Source organism: Citrobacter youngae, from assembly GCF_003818115.1.
Taxonomy (GTDB): domain Bacteria; phylum Pseudomonadota; class Gammaproteobacteria; order Enterobacterales; family Enterobacteriaceae; genus Citrobacter; species Citrobacter youngae.
Genome location: NZ_RPOI01000023.1, coordinates 76,334 through 91,195 on the forward strand (window position 1 = coordinate 76,334; position 14,862 = coordinate 91,195).

Consider the following 14,862-nt stretch of genomic DNA (forward strand, 5'->3'; position numbering starts at 1 on the left):
CTTTTTGCCCCGAGTGGGGTAAAACTAAGAAATTTTCCCGGTTTCACCTGGACGCTGTCTCAGGCGTGATCCCCGGCTGATTTTTACAATGCCTGCTATTCGCAGGTATAAAAATTAGCTCGGAGAGTCCTATGCTGGCCTTCTTAAACCAGGTGCGCAAGCCAACCCTGGATCTGCCGCTCGATGTGCGGCGCAAAATGTGGTTCAAACCGTTCATGCAGTCTTATCTGGTAGTTTTCATCGGCTACCTGACCATGTACCTGATCCGCAAAAACTTCAACATCGCGCAGAACGACATGATCTCCACCTACGGGCTGAGCATGACGCAACTGGGGATGATTGGCCTGGGCTTCTCCATCACCTACGGCGTGGGTAAAACGCTGGTTTCTTATTACGCGGATGGCAAAAACACCAAGCAGTTCCTGCCGTTTATGTTGATCCTCTCTGCTATCTGTATGCTCGGTTTTAGCGCCAGCATGGGGGCGGGTTCGACCAGCCTGTTTCTGATGATCGCCTTTTACGCGCTGAGCGGCTTCTTCCAGAGTACCGGCGGCTCGTGTAGTTATTCCACCATCACCAAATGGACGCCGCGTCGCAAGCGGGGTTCTTACCTCGGTATGTGGAACATCTCCCACAACCTCGGCGGTGCGGGTGCGGCAGGCGTGGCGCTGTTTGGCGCTAACTATCTGTTCGACGGTCACGTCATCGGGATGTTTATCTTCCCGTCGATTATCGCGCTGATTGTTGGTTTTATCGGCCTGCGCTACGGCAGTGACTCCCCGGAATCTTATGGTCTCGGTAAAGCTGAAGAGTTGTTCGGCGAGGAGATCAGCGAAGAAGACAAAGAGACCGAAGAAAACGAGATGACGAAATGGCAGATCTTTGTTGAGTACGTGCTGAAAAACAAAGTGATCTGGTTGTTATGTTTCTCGAACATCTTCCTGTACGTGGTGCGTATCGGTATTGACCAGTGGTCCACCGTCTACGCTTTCCAGGAGCTAAAGCTCTCCAAAGAAGTGGCGATTCAGGGCTTTACCCTGTTTGAAGTGGGCGCGCTGGTCGGCACGCTGCTGTGGGGCTGGCTCTCTGACCTGGCGAATGGTCGCCGTGCGCTGGTGGCCTGCGTGGCGCTGGCATTAATCATTGCGACACTGGGCGTTTATCAGCACGCCAGCAACCAGTATGTCTATCTGGCGTCGCTGTTTGCGCTGGGCTTCCTGGTGTTTGGTCCGCAGCTGTTGATTGGCGTGGCGGCAGTCGGATTTGTGCCGAAAAAAGCGATTGGCGCCGCCGATGGGATTAAAGGTACTTTCGCCTATCTGATTGGTGACAGCTTCGCCAAGCTGGGTCTGGGGATGATTGCTGATGGTACGCCGATTTTCGGCCTCACCGGCTGGGCAGGAACCTTCGCCGCGCTGGACACCGCCGCCATCGGTTGTATCTGCCTGATGGCTATCGTGGCCGTGTTTGAAGAACGTAAAATTCGTCGCGAGAAAAAGATTCAACAACTGAAAATCGCTTAAGTTAAGTGTGCATTGGTAACTTTTGCCCGCCTTAATGGCGGGCTTTTTTATGCCTTAAACTGGCTGGTTTCATGTACCAGATTACGTAGCCACTGATGAGCGGCATCGCGGTGCGTGCGTTCATGCCAGGCCATGCTTTTTGTAAAACCGGCAATGGGCAGCGGGGGCGGCAAAACGCACATTCGTGTCTCGTCATATGCCAGACGGGCAGGAACCACGGCAATCATATCGCTGATGGCGAGGATGTCCGGCAATACCAGGAAGCTGCTAACCGACAAACCAATCTGCCGTTGGCGTCCGACGCTTGCCAGTGCCTCATCGGTGACGCCCCAGAAACTTTCACCCTCATAAGAAACCAGCACATGCTCCAGCGCGCAGAAGCGATCGAGCGTCAGCGTTTTTCCCGCGTCAGGATGCTCATGACGCATGAGGCAGACGTACTCTTCATCATATAACCCCCGACTGTGCAGGTTATCGGGCGTTGTATCCGGCGTCAGTAACGCCAGGTCGACTTTCCCCTGCTCAAACTGCGTGGTAAGTAGCGCTGGCTCAACCGGAACCACCCGCACACGGATGCCTGGGGCGCGCACGCGAAGCGCGGCAATAAACGGCACGATCACTGCTTTGAGCGCGTAATCCGTAGCGGCGACGGTAAAGGTGAGCGCTGCGGTGAGCGGGTCAAACTGTGTCGGTTTAAGCAGGGTATCGATGTCGCTGAGGATCTGTTTGACCGGGGCGGCCAACTGTTGGGCACGCAGCGTCGGGACAATGCCGTGCGGCGTGCGACTAAATAGCGGATCGTCAAAATAGTCGCGTAGGCGGTTGAGCATACCGCTTACCGCAGGCTGTGTGAGCGACAGCCGCTGTGCCGCCCGGGTTACGCTGCGTTCATCCAGCAGGGCATCCAGCGTTTTTAACAGATTAAGATCGAGCGTTCTGATATCAGATATCATGATGTCTGCCTGCGAGTTCAATAAGTCACATTATGACACGTTCAGTCGTCGACAGAGGTGAATTTGCCGCTATGATGGGCGTCCTGTCTGGTAATGGATGTGCGCATGATTTGGATAATGCTGGCCACGTTGGTGGTTGTTTTTGTGGTGGGATTTCGGGTGCTAACGTCCGGGTCGCGGCGGGCAATTCGCCGTCTGAGCGAGCGACTGAACATTGATGTCGTGCCGGTAGAATCGATGATCGATCAGATGGGAAAAGTACAGGGTGAGGCTTTTTTACAGTACCTCCACCGCCCTGATGAATCACATCTGCAAAATGCCGCCCAGGTGCTGTTGATCTGGCAAATCGTGATTGTCGACGGCAGTGAGCAGAACCTGTTGCAATGGCACCGCTGGCTGCAAAAAGCCCGGCTGGCTGCACCTATTACCGATGCGCAGGTACGTTTGGCGCTTGGTTTTCTGCGCGAGATGGAGCCGGATATGCAGGAGCTTAATGCGTTTCAGATGCGCTATAACGCCTTTTTCCAGCCCGAGGATGGCGTGCACTGGCTGCACTGATATCAAAATTTATGATGACGATTATTTTGAATCGTCATTATCTTTATATCTTACGCGAAAGCATGATGTACCTCGTTAACTCACACGACGAGGTACATCATGAATCAAGCGACTCAACAAAGTGCAATTATCTGGCCTGAAGCGTATCTGCCGGGGACGACCGATAACTTTGCCTCAAATGAAATTATCGTTGCCGGACTGAGCGCCCGTGCCGTCTGGGCACAGCTTAATGACACAACGCGCTGGCCAACGTATTACAGCAACGTGGCGGATATCCGGTTTCATGACGGTTCCGGTCCGTTGTTAAGCATGAATGCCCGTTTTCGTTTTACGACTTTTGGTTTCCCAATCGAAGCGCAAATCACCGAGTATGTGCCGCCGGTTGACGGCCAGGCCGCGCGTGTTGCCTGGCATGGCTGGGCGGAAGGTGATGCCACTACACGTCTGGATGTGATCCACGCCTGGCTCTTTGAGGATTTACCCGGCGGGCGCGTACGTATTCTGACCCAGGAATCACAAATTGGCGTTCCGGCACAAGAACTGGCGCGTACGCTGCCCAATCCGATGATCAACGGTCACCAGGAGTGGATAACCGGCCTGGCCCGGGCTGCGCGTGACGCTAAATTGAGCCAGTAAGGGTGCTCTGTCCTGGGCCGGATAAGGTGCAGCCGACATCCGATGAATAGTTGTCAAAACGTTAAATTCGTCACAAATTTAATGCTACACTGCGTAACTTTTCTACAATAACCCCACGCAGGTAACAAAATGAGTGAAGCTGTTGAACAAAAATCCCGCGCTGAGGCAAATTCCCGACCTAACTGGTCGGCGGTATTTGCCGTGGCGTTCTGCGTTGCCTGCCTGATAACCGTTGAGTTTCTGCCCGTGAGCCTGTTAACGCCGATGGCGCAGGATCTGGGGATTTCTGAAGGTGTGGCGGGGCAATCGGTGACCGTGACGGCATTTGTCGCCATGTTCGCCAGCCTGTTTGTGACGCAAATTATTCAGGCGACCGATCGTCGCTATGTGGTGATCCTGTTTTCGGTGCTGCTGACGCTTTCCTGTCTGCTGGTTTCCTTTGCCAATTCTTTTTCGCTGCTGCTCGTTGGCCGCGCCTGCCTCGGTCTGGCGCTTGGTGGCTTCTGGGCGATGTCGGCGTCGCTGACCATGCGTCTGGTTCCTGCACGTACGGTGCCGAAAGCGCTGTCGGTGATTTTTGGTGCAGTCTCTATCGCGCTGGTGATTGCCGCGCCGCTGGGGAGCTTTTTGGGCGGCATTATCGGCTGGCGTAATGTGTTTAATGCGGCGGCGGTGATGGGCGTGCTGTGCACAATTTGGGTGGTGAGAGCGTTGCCTTCGCTGCCTGGCGAGCCTTCGCATCAGAAACAAAACATGTTCAGCCTGTTGCAGCGACCGGGGGTGATGGCCGGGATGATTGCCATCTTCATGTCCTTTGCCGGACAGTTCGCCTTCTTTACCTATATTCGCCCGATCTATATGAATCTGGCGGGCTTTGACGTTGATGGCCTGACGCTGGTGCTGCTGAGCTTCGGTATTGCCAGCTTTGTTGGTACGTCGCTTTCGTCGATGATTTTGAAGCGTTCGGTCAAACTGGCGTTAGCCGGTGCGCCACTGGTGCTGGCGCTCAGTGCGCTGGTCCTGATTCTGTGGGGCAGTGACAAAGTGGTGGCGGCGGGTATTGCGATTATTTGGGGACTGTTGTTTGCGCTGGTACCGGTCGGCTGGTCGACGTGGATCACGCGCTCGCTTGCCGATCAGGCAGAAAAAGCCGGATCCATCCAGGTCGCCGTGATCCAGCTTGCCAATACCTGCGGGGCCGCGGTGGGAGGCTATGCGCTCGATACTCTCGGACTGCTGTCACCCCTGATGATTTCCGGCAGCCTGATGCTGCTGACGGCGCTTCTGGTGGCAGCAAAAGTTCGCATAAAGGGTATGCAATAAACTAAAGCTCGGTATGCCGGATCGCTATCCGGCATCCTGGTTATTTTTAATTAAAACCATTGTTTTCGGCAGTATGGGCAAACCATTCGCCGCTCTTTTTCACCGTACGTTTTTGCGTTGCTAAATCTAACTGAACAAAACCGTAGCGGTTTTTATATCCGTTGAGCCAGGACCAGTTATCAATAAAAGTCCACATATGGTAGCCAAGACAATTACAGCCTTCGCTGATGCCTTTATGTAGCCATTTTAGATGCTCAGAAACAAATTCAATACGATAGCTGTCGTTGATCTGGTCATGCTCAACGAAACGCTGCTCATTTTCCACACCCATACCATTTTCAGAAATAAAGCAGCGTGGGTTGCCGTAATTATCACGCAGATTAGTAATAATATCGTAAATACCTGGCTCATAAATTTCCCAGCCACGATAAGGGTTCATTTTCCGCCCCGGCATTTCGTAATAATCAAACAGCCACTCCGGCATAAACGGCGCGTTTGGATTGACGGCAGTATCACGACATTTCACGCGGCGCGGCTGATAATAATTGATACCGAGCAGGTCGATTTTCCCCTCGGCGATGAGCTGACTGTCGCCCGGCTGGCATACCGGTAACTGATCGTACTCTTTCAGCAGTTTGACCAGATCCGCCGGATATTCCCCTTTTAGTACCGGATCAAGAAAGCTGCGGTTAAACAGCAGATCCGCATGGTGCGCGGCTTTTACATCCGCCGGGTGCTGCGAGCGTGGATAAGAGGGCGTCAGATTCAGGATCACACCGATTTCACCGCCGTAGTTTCCGGCGCGATACGCCCGCACCGCCGTGGAATGCGCCAGTACAGTGTGATACGCCACGGTGGCCGCACGTTTGAAATCCACCACGTTTGGGTAATGGAAGTCATACAGATAGCCGCCTTCTACCGGGACAATCGGCTCGTTAAAGGTGAACCAGTGCTTCACCCGGTTGCCGAACAATGTAAAACATGTCTGTGCGTAGCGGCCAAACGCCTCAACCACGTCACGGTTTTCCCAGCCGCCTTTCTCCTGCATCACCATTGGCATGTCAAAGTGGAACAGGGTGATAAATGGCGTAATGCCTTGCGCCAGCAGCTCGTCGATGACGTTGTTATAGAATTCGACGGCTTCCGGATTAACCTCGCCGGTACCGTCCGGGATCAGGCGTGACCAGCTCAGAGACGTACGGAAGCTGTTGTGCTTCAGCTGCTTGAGCAGTGCGATGTCCTGTTTCCAGTGCTGATAAAAGGTTGAGGTGTTTGCCGGGCCAATCCCCTGATGGAAGCGCCCTGGCTGACGGTCGAACCACTCGTCCCACGTGGTCTGGCTTTTGCCGCCGTTCAGGCTATCCCCTTCGGTTTGCAGTGCCGAGCAGGCACTGCCCCACCAGAAGTTTTCTGGAAAACGGTATCGCATTGTTGTTGCTCCATTGCTATTTATACGTTCTGGCAACAATACGTGTTTTTGCGACACGGAAACCGGTTACAGTGCTCATTTTACAACAAGATGCTTATAAATCCGGGCATTCCACTTTGCCAAGTGCTTCCCAGTAGTTGTTCTGATTGTTTCTTTGAATTGCCAGAATGGCTTCGTGGATGTGCTGTTGGTTACGCGTATCAGCCATAATCGTTTTTTCCCACACCTCATCAGATGGCGAGCCTTGCGGGGTGCAAATTTTACGTAAGTCCTTCAAAACGGTATTTTTTTCGTGTACAGCCTGCAGACTGCCATATGCCGAGTCGGCTTGCGCCAGACCGGGTAGTGTGAAAAGGATGGCAATAATCGGAAAAATGACTCGTTTCATGTTAATAATCCTTGTTGTCTATGCGCATCATCTCAAGAGTAAGTGTAGACGGCATACGACTCACTCATCACCCTGTGTTAATGTCTAAAAATAAATCAGCCAGAAGTTGTAGTTATTTCAGGAGGATAGGATGCAAATACAGATTACGGATACGATTACCGAAGACGATCAAAATGCCCTGCTTGCCGGATTGCGCGCCTACAACCGCCAGTTCCTGAGAACCACCAATTTTGGCGACCTGGCGGTGTACTGGCGCGATGAAAGCAATGAAATTCTGGGCGGGCTGATTGGCAAAATCAAAGGCGAATGGCTGTGTATTGATTTCCTGTGGATGCATGATTCGCTGCGTAAAGGCGGTTACGGCACAAAATTGATGCAGGCTGCCGAGCAGACAGCGCGTGAGAGAGGATGCCTGCATGCGCTGGTGGACACGATGAGTTTCCAGGCGCTGCCGTTTTATCAGAAAAACGGCTATCAGCTGCAAATGACCCTCGATAACTTTCCGGAAACCGGCTCAGCGCGGCATTATTTGTCGAAAACGTTTTGATGACCGGAAGGTCTGGACGCCGCCTCACTGTCTTGCGTAGCAGAATAGTGTATGTTCTGAACAATCATTTATTTCTTAAGCGGTAAAGAGATGAGACGGATTGAGATAATACTGGGGGAGCTGGAACGGCTGACGCGAGGACTGAATCTTGCCCATCTGGCGCAGGAAACGGCGTTCACAGCGGAAGCTATCGGCTTTAACCTCGGACTGGCGCGCAACTCGGTCAGTAAAGATCTCAATCAGCTCTGGAACGACGGCCTGGCGATTAAAAGCCGCGGACGCCCGGTATTCTTTCTGCATCGTCAGGCGATTGAAACGCTGCTGGGGCGCAAACTGGATGAGTCCGAGCGCGAAGTGCAAACCGTTGCCGACCTGTTGCCTGTTCAGGAAAACCAGGCGACAGACGATCCCTTTTCCGGCCTGATTGGTTACGATCGCAGCCTGCGCGATGCGGTGGAAAAAGGCCGCGCGGCAGTGCTGTATCCCCACGGGCTGCACGTTCTGCTGACCGGCCCCTCCGGCGTCGGCAAAACCTTTTTTGCCGAACTGATGCACCGTTTCGCCTGCGAACGTGCAGCGGGAACGCCCCCGCCGCTGGTCTATTTCAACTGCGCGGAATATGCCCATAACCCGGAGTTGCTCTCTTCGCATCTGTTTGGTCATCGACAGGGAGCGTTTACCGGCGCAAACGAAAATAAACCGGGTCTGGTCGAGCAGGCCGACGGCGGCTATCTGCTGCTCGATGAAGTGCATCGCCTACCGTATGAAGGTCAGGAAAAGCTGTTCTCTATTCTCGACAAAGGTGAATATCGGCCGCTGGGCTCAAGCGCCGTGGCGCGGTCAATCTCGGTTCGCCTGATATGTGCGACCACCGAACCGGTAAGTTCGGCGTTGCTGCGCACTTTCCAGCGACGTATTCAGGTATGTATCGATTTGCCCGGCATCCGCCAGCGTTCGGTGGAAGAGCAGGTTGAACTGATCGTTGGCTTCTTACAGCGTGAGAGCCGCAAAATCGAGCGTACGATAAGCATCGACCGTACCTTGCTGCTCTGGCTGCTGAACAAGCCGCTGGAAGGCAACATTGGTCAGCTTAAAAGCGATATTCAGTTTCTCTGCGCCCAGGCCTGGGCTTCGGGAATGACGGAGCACAGCGATACGCTACAGTTGGATAAACGTCTGACCGAGATCCCCTTTAACGCCACGCCGGAACAACGTCTGCTGGTTGGCGCACTGTTCGAAGGCAAAGAGCATTTAAGCATCGATGCCCGCACGCTGCCGGCGCTGAAAAATTCGCTGGCCACCGGAGCCGAAATTGAAGAGAGCGATCTTTTCTACAGCTTCCTGACCCGCGAATATATCAACCTGCGTAACAGCAACGTGCCGCCAGCCGAAACGCTGGCAATCCTCAAAAACAAGCTCAGTTCGATATTTGAATATGGTCTCTATAGCCGCGACAGCGTGGCGCATCCTCCGCGCTATGGCGATCAGATTGAAGAGCGCGTCACGCTGCTGATCGGCTGCGTTGAGCAGGTGCTTGGTTTTACGCTGCCGGAAAATCTGGTTAACCCGCTGCGCAAACACTTCCTGGCGCTGATTGGCTATGTGCAGCGCGGCCTTATTCCGCAACTTTATTCTTCCAGCCTGATCCTCGATCGCTGCAAAGATGAATACGAAAACGCTACGCTGTTATGCCGAAAAATCAATGAACTGCTGCATATTCAGTGTCCGGCGACGGAAGTGGTCTGGCTGTGCCTGTTCCTCAAAGAGTGTCGCCATTACCGCCAACGGATTGACGCCAGTCCGGACTGCGGGGTGATTTTGATTGCCCACGGTGCAACGACGGCGACAAGTCAGGCGCAGTACGTGAATCGCGTGCTGGAGCGCGAGGTGTTCAGCGCTATCGATATGCCTTTCGAGCAGTCGGTGCATGACACGCTGGAAGCTTTGACACAGATGATCCAGACCCGAAAATATCGCCGGTTGATCCTGATGGTGGATATTGGCTCGCTGGTCCATTTTGGCAGCACGATCAGTAAGTTATTCCAGATAGACGTACTGCTGATGCCCAATATCACGCTCACCAGCCTGCTGGAAATCGGGCTGGATTTAAGCTACGAAACCAGCGACTTGCCGCAGCTGGCGGCGTTGATGCAGAGCAAAAATATTCCCTGTCAGCTCTGTACGCCGCAGCAGGAAAATAGCGGTAAAGTGCTGGTTATCTCCTGCATCACAGGAATGGGAACAGCAGAAAAAATCAAAAAGGTGCTGGAAGAGAGTTTCGGCGAGTTAATGTCGCAGGATACGCGGATGGTGATCCTCGATTACAACGAAGTTCGCAGCCTGGAGCGTGTTCAGCAGGCGATTAACGCCAGTGAACGCCTGGCGGGAATAGTGGGCACTTTCCAGCCAGGACTGCCGGATATTCCGTTTATCTCGCTCGAGGAGCTGTTCTCTGAGCAAGGCCCCGAGCTGGTACTCAGCCTGCTGACGCCAGATCTCTCCAGCAGCGAACGCCGTCTGGAGATGGAGCGCAGCGCGATGCGTTTTATCAGCGCGTTGACTATGGAGAGCATCATTAACCATATTTCGGTGCTCAACCCGCAGCGTATTCTCAAAGAGATGGAAGGCGTGCTGAATCATCTGACCACCGCGCTTTCGCTCAAACCGAGTCGTCAGGTGACACTGCGCTTCCTGATCCACTGCTGCTGTATGGTCGAGCGTATCGTGATTAACCGTAAACCGTTACAGATGGCGCTGGAGAACAAGCCGGATCTGGATAATCGCGCGTTTAGTGTCATTAAATCCGCTTTCCTGCCGATCGAAGAGGCCTATGCCATTCGCTTATCGGACGCGGAATATTTTTATATCTACGAACTGCTGTATAGCTAATCCCTTTACTGGCGCGGCTTTCTGCCCCGCCAGCACTCCTCTCTTCCCTGCGTGACACAAATTCTGGCACAGCCTTTGCTCTGTTTACTTATGTCTATGTAATCGAGCCAGGAGGCCATTTTGACTACCACTGAATCCTTGCCCCAGATCCTGCTGCTGACCCATGGCGGCTGGGGGCAACAGCTTTGCAACAGCCTGCGCATGGTGATGGGTGAAATCAAAGGCGTGACGGAAATTGCGCTGATGCCCGTTGATACACTCGGCGAGTTTTACCAGCGCGTTGAAGCTGTGGTGAAAACCATGCCGGAAGGTTCACTGATCCTGACTGATTTTATTGGCGGCACCACCTCTAACGTGGCGGCGCGGCTGAGTGCCGATTACCCGGTGGCAGTGATTTCCGGGCTCAATGCCTCTTTGCTGCTGGAGGCGCTCGACAAACGCGAGCATGGCCAGTTGACCACCTGCGTGGCTGAACTGGTCGAGGCCGGGCGTAGCAGTTGCCTGGACGTTGTCGCCCACGTGCGTCAATTACAACAATCACAATAAGGAATAAACATCATGGCAAACATCGTCTTATGTCGTATCGATAGCCGTCTGATTCATGGACAAGTGGTGACTAAATGGGTTGGACAATCTCAGGCCAACCGGATTACGGTGGTCAGCGATGAGCTGGATGCCGATCCGTTTATGAAAAATATCTACCTGATGGCCGCGCCGCCGAACATCAAAGTGGATTGCTTCGGTAACCAAAGTTTTGCTGCCGCCTGGAAAGAAAACCAGCTTGGTGACGGCAAAGTGCTGGTGCTGTTCCCCTCTCTGGCGGCGGTGCAGGAAGCGGTCCAGTTAGGCTTTGATGTCACCACCATTCAGGTCGGTGGGCTGGGCGGTGGGCCAAACCGCAAAGCGGTATTCCAGAACATTACGCTGGATGAAAAAGACGTCGGCATTCTGAGCGACCTGAAAAATCGTGGGATTCAGGTGTTCTTCCAGACTATCCCGGAAGATAAGCCTCAGTCGCTGGACGATATCCTGAAAAAATTCTAATTCTTTGATAACAGGGTACTTAACTATGGATACTTTAGTCTTTGCAAGCCTGATGGGGTTGTATTACTGGTTTGCCCGATTACGCCTTGGCTACACCTTCTCCGCCATGCTGCTACAGCCCGTCGTGATTGCCGTATTCGTTGGCCTGCTGTTAGGCAACATGGAAACGGCGATGATCATCGGTGCAGGCATGCAGCTGGTTTATCTCGGCGTGACCTCTACGCCAGGCGGTAACGTCCCGTCGGATCCTGCGCTAGCTGCCTGTATTTCAATTCCTATCGCCGTGAAGGCCGGAATGGATCCGAACCTGGCTATCGCGCTGGCGATCCCATTCGGCGTCATCGGCGTGTTCCTCGACCAGCTGCGCCGCACGTTAAACGCAGCGTGGGTGCATATGGCCGACAAGCATGCGGAAACGGCCAACATGGCGGGCATTATGCGCTGTGCATTCCTCTACCCGGCGTTGCTTGGCCTTGTACTGCGTTTCCCGGTGGTTTTCGCCGCCAACTATTTTGGTCAGGACGTGGTGGAAAGCTTCCTCAAGCTGATGCCGCACTGGCTGACGCACTCCTTTGAAATTATGGGCGGCATTCTGCCAGCGCTGGGCTTTGCCATCACCATTATGGTGATCGGTAAAAAGAGCCTGCTGCCGTGGTTTATCGGCGGATTCTTTGCGGTGCTGTACCTGAAGGTAGACATCATGGCGATGGCAATCTTTGGTACCTGCGTGGCCTTCCTGATTAAAGGTCTGGCGAAAAATGAAGGAGCAGCATGATGAGCAGCGACGTAATGCAACATGAACTGGTGGAGCGTGCGCGTGAAAGCGGTACGCTGACCAAAGCAGACATCACCAAAGCCTGGTTTATCTACTGGCTGGGCGCGGAAGTTTCCAGCTCCTATGAGCGTTTGCAAAGCCTGATTTTCTGCGCCTCGATGACGCCGATCATCAAAAAGCTCTACCCGCAAAAAGAGGAACAGGTAGAAGCGCTGAAACGCCATCTGAACTTCTTCAACTCAGAGCAGACGTTCGGGGCGGTAATTCAGGGGATCTCCATTGCGATGGAGGAGCAAAAAACGCGCGGTGAGCCGATCAGCGACGCCTCCATCACCGGGATAAAAACGGGCTTGATGGGGCCGCTGGCCGGGATGGGGGACTCCATCATCTGGGCCGCAGTGATGCCGCTGTTAATTGCTATTTTCATCCCATTCGCCGCCAATGGCAGCGCGATGGGCGGAATTGTACCGTTAATCCTCTACCCGGCCATTACGCTGGCAATCAGCTATGGCATGGTGCACAAAGGCTATACGCTGGGACGTGACTCGATAATTGGTCTGCTGCAGGGAGGGCGAATTAAGGAACTGATCTACGGCGCGAACGTGTTGGGCCTGATCATGATGGGCGCGCTGTCGGCAAGCTACGTCAAGATCACCACGCCGTTAAAACTCAGCGCCCTGAAAGGCTCTGAAGTGGTGGTCCAGCAAATCCTCGACTCTATTGCCCCCGGCCTGCTGCCGCTGGCGGCGGTGTTCGCCATCTACTTCTATCTGGTGAAGAAAGGACCGCGTTACACCACGATTTTGCTGTCGATTGTCGCGCTCAGCGTGGTCTGTTCGCTGCTTGGAGTGTTGTAAGCCATGACACAGAATATCTATCAACAACTGGGGCTAAAACAGGTGATTAACGCCTGCGGCAAAATGACGATTCTGGGCGTTTCCAGCGTCGCGCCGGAAGTGATGCAGGCCACCGCGCGGGCAGCTTCGGCCTTTGTTGAAATTGACCGGCTGGTGGACCGTACCGGTGAATTGGTTTCCCGCTACACCGGCGCGGAGGACAGCTATGTTACTTCGTGCGCCTCGGCGGGTATTGCGATTGCCGTTGCCGCGGCCATTACCCGCGGTGACCAGGCGCGAGTCACGTTGATGCCGGATAGCGCGGGTATGGCTAATGAAGTGGTCATGCTGCGCGGGCATAACGTTGACTACGGTGCGCCCATCACCAGCGCGATCCGCTTAGGGGGTGGACGCGTGGTGGAGGTTGGCTCAAGTAATCTGGCGGCCTGCTGGCAGCTGGAGAGCGCGATTACCGATAACACCGCCGCGCTGCTGTATGTGAAATCGCACCACTGCGTGCAGAAAGGCATGTTGAGCATTGCCGACTTCGTACAGGTTGCGCAGGTTCATAACCTGCCGCTGATTGTCGATGCCGCCGCCGAGGAGGATTTACACGCCTGGGTGGCGAGCGGGGCGGATATGGTGGTCTACAGCGGGGCAAAAGCCTTTAACGCGCCGACCTCCGGGTTTATCACCGGAAAGAAAAAGTGGATTGCCGCGTGTAAAGCGCAGCACCACGGAATTGCCCGGGCGATGAAGATCGGCAAAGAGAATATGGTCGGGCTGGTGTATGCCCTGGAAAACTATCATCAGGGGCAAACCGTGGTCACCGCCGAAGAGCTTCGCCCCGTGGCGCAGGCGATTTCAGCGATTCGCGGACTGAAGGCGGATATTGAGCAGGACGAAGCCGGGCGCGCCATCTGGCGGATTCGTATTCGGGTGAATGCACAAGAGCTGGGGATGGATGCTTACGCCGTAGAAGCGCAGCTGCGAGAGGGTGATATCGCGATTTACGCGCGTCGTTACAACCTTCATCAGGGCGTCTTTAGTCTTGACCCGCGTACGGTCGCAGAAGGGGAAATGGCGCTGATCGTGGCGCGACTAAAGGAGATTGCAGAGCATGCAGCGCATTAATTTTTATCGCAATAAAGTGGCTATTAACGTGCTGGCGAAGGATATCGCCAACGCACGGGAAATCTATGACGCTGCCGAAGGTCACGCGGCGATCGGCATCCTTTCCGCACAGTTTGCCTCGGTTGAGGAAGGGGTTAAGGAAGTAAAACGCTGGATGGCCGACGTGCCGTCGATTTCCGTGGGGTTGGGGGCCGGTGACCCGGCGCAGTATTATAAAGCGGCGATGATTGCCTCACGGATCCATCCGGCACACGTCAACCAGACCTTTACCGGTTGTGGGTTTGCGGCAGGCGCGCTGGCCGCAACGGGCGGTGAACAGACCCATATCAACGCGTTAGTCAGTCCCACGGGCACGCCGGGGGAAGTGTTGATCTCCACCGGGGTCAGCAGCAGCCAGGGCACGCCAGCCCGCGTTTCCTGCGATGCCGCAGTGCGCATGATGCTGGACTCTGGCGCGCATGCCGCGAAGTTCTTCCCGATGGGCGGTGAGAAATCGTTGCCTGAGCTGTACGCGCTGGCGACAACCGCGGCGCGCAACGGCATGACGTTGATTGAGCCGACCGGCGGTATCGATCTCGATAACTTCGGCATTATCCTGCAAACCTGTCTTGAGACGGGTATACCGCGCGTCATGCCGCATGTGTACAGCTCGATTATCGATCCACAAACCGGTAATACCCGGCCTGCAGATATCATCAGGTTGATTGAGATAGTCAAAGCCCTGGTGTGAGGCTGCCATCGTTGGAGAGCGAAAAGAGAATGTCCGGAGGTGCTCCCGCCTACCGGGCATTTTTGCGAACATCATTCGTGGAAAATGAATGCATTGC

General features: G+C 54.3%; 15 protein-coding genes. 12 read left to right on the top strand and 3 right to left on the bottom strand.

Annotated elements, in window-relative coordinates; translation table 11 throughout:
* The first annotated feature begins 131 nt into the window (after positions 1 to 131).
* Complete coding sequence (gene uhpT / locus EHN13_RS18890) at positions 132 to 1,523, top strand: hexose-6-phosphate:phosphate antiporter (protein ID WP_101742119.1); 1,392 nt, start codon at positions 132 to 134, stop codon at positions 1,521 to 1,523.
* A gap of 47 nt (positions 1,524 to 1,570) precedes the next feature.
* Here the strand turns inward: uhpT and EHN13_RS18895 are convergent, their stop codons facing one another.
* Positions 1,571 to 2,476, bottom strand: coding sequence for a LysR family transcriptional regulator (locus EHN13_RS18895; protein WP_106107931.1), 906 nt, complete (start codon positions 2,474 to 2,476; stop codon positions 1,571 to 1,573).
* A 105-nt stretch (positions 2,477 to 2,581) separates the two neighbouring features.
* Here EHN13_RS18895 and EHN13_RS18900 point away from each other — a divergent pair, with 105 nt between their 5' ends.
* The 3 genes from EHN13_RS18900 (at position 2,582) to nepI (ending at position 4,993) form a co-directional block, all read left to right on the top strand.
* Positions 2,582 to 3,034, top strand: coding sequence for a DUF1198 family protein (locus EHN13_RS18900; RefSeq protein WP_003827141.1), 453 nt, complete (start codon positions 2,582 to 2,584; stop codon positions 3,032 to 3,034).
* A gap of 99 nt (positions 3,035 to 3,133) precedes the next feature.
* Complete coding sequence (locus EHN13_RS18905) at positions 3,134 to 3,670, top strand: SRPBCC domain-containing protein (RefSeq protein WP_124021890.1); 537 nt, start codon at positions 3,134 to 3,136, stop codon at positions 3,668 to 3,670.
* 129 nt (positions 3,671 to 3,799) lie between these two features.
* Positions 3,800 to 4,993: a purine ribonucleoside efflux pump NepI gene (gene nepI, locus EHN13_RS18910; protein ID WP_116360319.1), complete on the top strand. Its 1,194-nt coding sequence runs from the start codon at positions 3,800 to 3,802 to the stop codon at positions 4,991 to 4,993.
* A 46-nt stretch (positions 4,994 to 5,039) separates the two neighbouring features.
* On the opposite strand, the gene EHN13_RS18915 is transcribed toward nepI, so the two are convergent.
* Together EHN13_RS18915 and EHN13_RS18920 are read right to left on the bottom strand one after the other, a co-directional pair.
* The gene (locus tag EHN13_RS18915; protein ID WP_124021891.1) at positions 5,040 to 6,422 is read right to left on the bottom strand and encodes a glycoside hydrolase family 1 protein; all 1,383 of its coding nucleotides are present in this window, start codon (positions 6,420 to 6,422) and stop codon (positions 5,040 to 5,042) included.
* 94 nt (positions 6,423 to 6,516) lie between these two features.
* Positions 6,517 to 6,810, bottom strand: a complete 294-nt coding sequence (locus EHN13_RS18920) for a YicS family protein (RefSeq protein WP_124021892.1) — start codon at positions 6,808 to 6,810, stop codon at positions 6,517 to 6,519.
* A gap of 130 nt (positions 6,811 to 6,940) precedes the next feature.
* Here EHN13_RS18920 and EHN13_RS18925 point away from each other — a divergent pair, with 130 nt between their 5' ends.
* The 8 genes from EHN13_RS18925 to dagF all read left to right on the top strand — a co-directional run bounded on the left by EHN13_RS18925 (position 6,941) and on the right by dagF (position 14,765).
* Entirely contained in the window at positions 6,941 to 7,357 is a 417-nt protein-coding gene (locus EHN13_RS18925; RefSeq protein WP_003023951.1) for a GNAT family N-acetyltransferase, read from the top strand.
* A gap of 90 nt (positions 7,358 to 7,447) precedes the next feature.
* Entirely contained in the window at positions 7,448 to 10,246 is a 2,799-nt protein-coding gene (dagR, locus tag EHN13_RS18930) for a transcriptional regulator DagR (RefSeq protein ID WP_124021893.1), read from the top strand.
* 120 nt (positions 10,247 to 10,366) lie between these two features.
* On the top strand, positions 10,367 to 10,792 hold the full coding sequence (locus EHN13_RS18935; RefSeq protein ID WP_040231533.1) for a PTS sugar transporter subunit IIA: 426 nt from the start codon (positions 10,367 to 10,369) through the stop codon (positions 10,790 to 10,792).
* A 12-nt stretch (positions 10,793 to 10,804) separates the two neighbouring features.
* A complete protein-coding gene (locus EHN13_RS18940; RefSeq protein ID WP_124021894.1) occupies positions 10,805 to 11,290 on the top strand; it encodes a PTS sugar transporter subunit IIB in 486 nt (161 codons plus the stop codon).
* A gap of 25 nt (positions 11,291 to 11,315) precedes the next feature.
* Positions 11,316 to 12,065, top strand: coding sequence for a PTS mannose/fructose/sorbose/N-acetylgalactosamine transporter subunit IIC (locus tag EHN13_RS18945; RefSeq protein ID WP_003023960.1), 750 nt, complete (start codon positions 11,316 to 11,318; stop codon positions 12,063 to 12,065).
* Positions 12,062 to 12,922: a PTS system mannose/fructose/sorbose family transporter subunit IID gene (locus EHN13_RS18950; protein WP_005121522.1), complete on the top strand. Its 861-nt coding sequence runs from the start codon at positions 12,062 to 12,064 to the stop codon at positions 12,920 to 12,922. Before EHN13_RS18945 ends, EHN13_RS18950 begins: the two co-directional genes overlap by 4 nt.
* Before the next feature lie 3 nt (positions 12,923 to 12,925).
* Positions 12,926 to 14,035 (top strand): D-glucosaminate-6-phosphate ammonia lyase, encoded by a 1,110-nt coding sequence (dgaE, locus tag EHN13_RS18955; protein WP_116360322.1) that lies wholly within the window; start codon positions 12,926 to 12,928, stop codon positions 14,033 to 14,035.
* Positions 14,022 to 14,765 (top strand): 2-dehydro-3-deoxy-phosphogluconate aldolase, encoded by a 744-nt coding sequence (gene dagF, locus EHN13_RS18960; RefSeq protein WP_124021895.1) that lies wholly within the window; start codon positions 14,022 to 14,024, stop codon positions 14,763 to 14,765. The genes dgaE and dagF overlap by 14 nt, the downstream gene beginning before the upstream one ends.
* Positions 14,766 to 14,862: the final 97 nt, after the last annotated feature.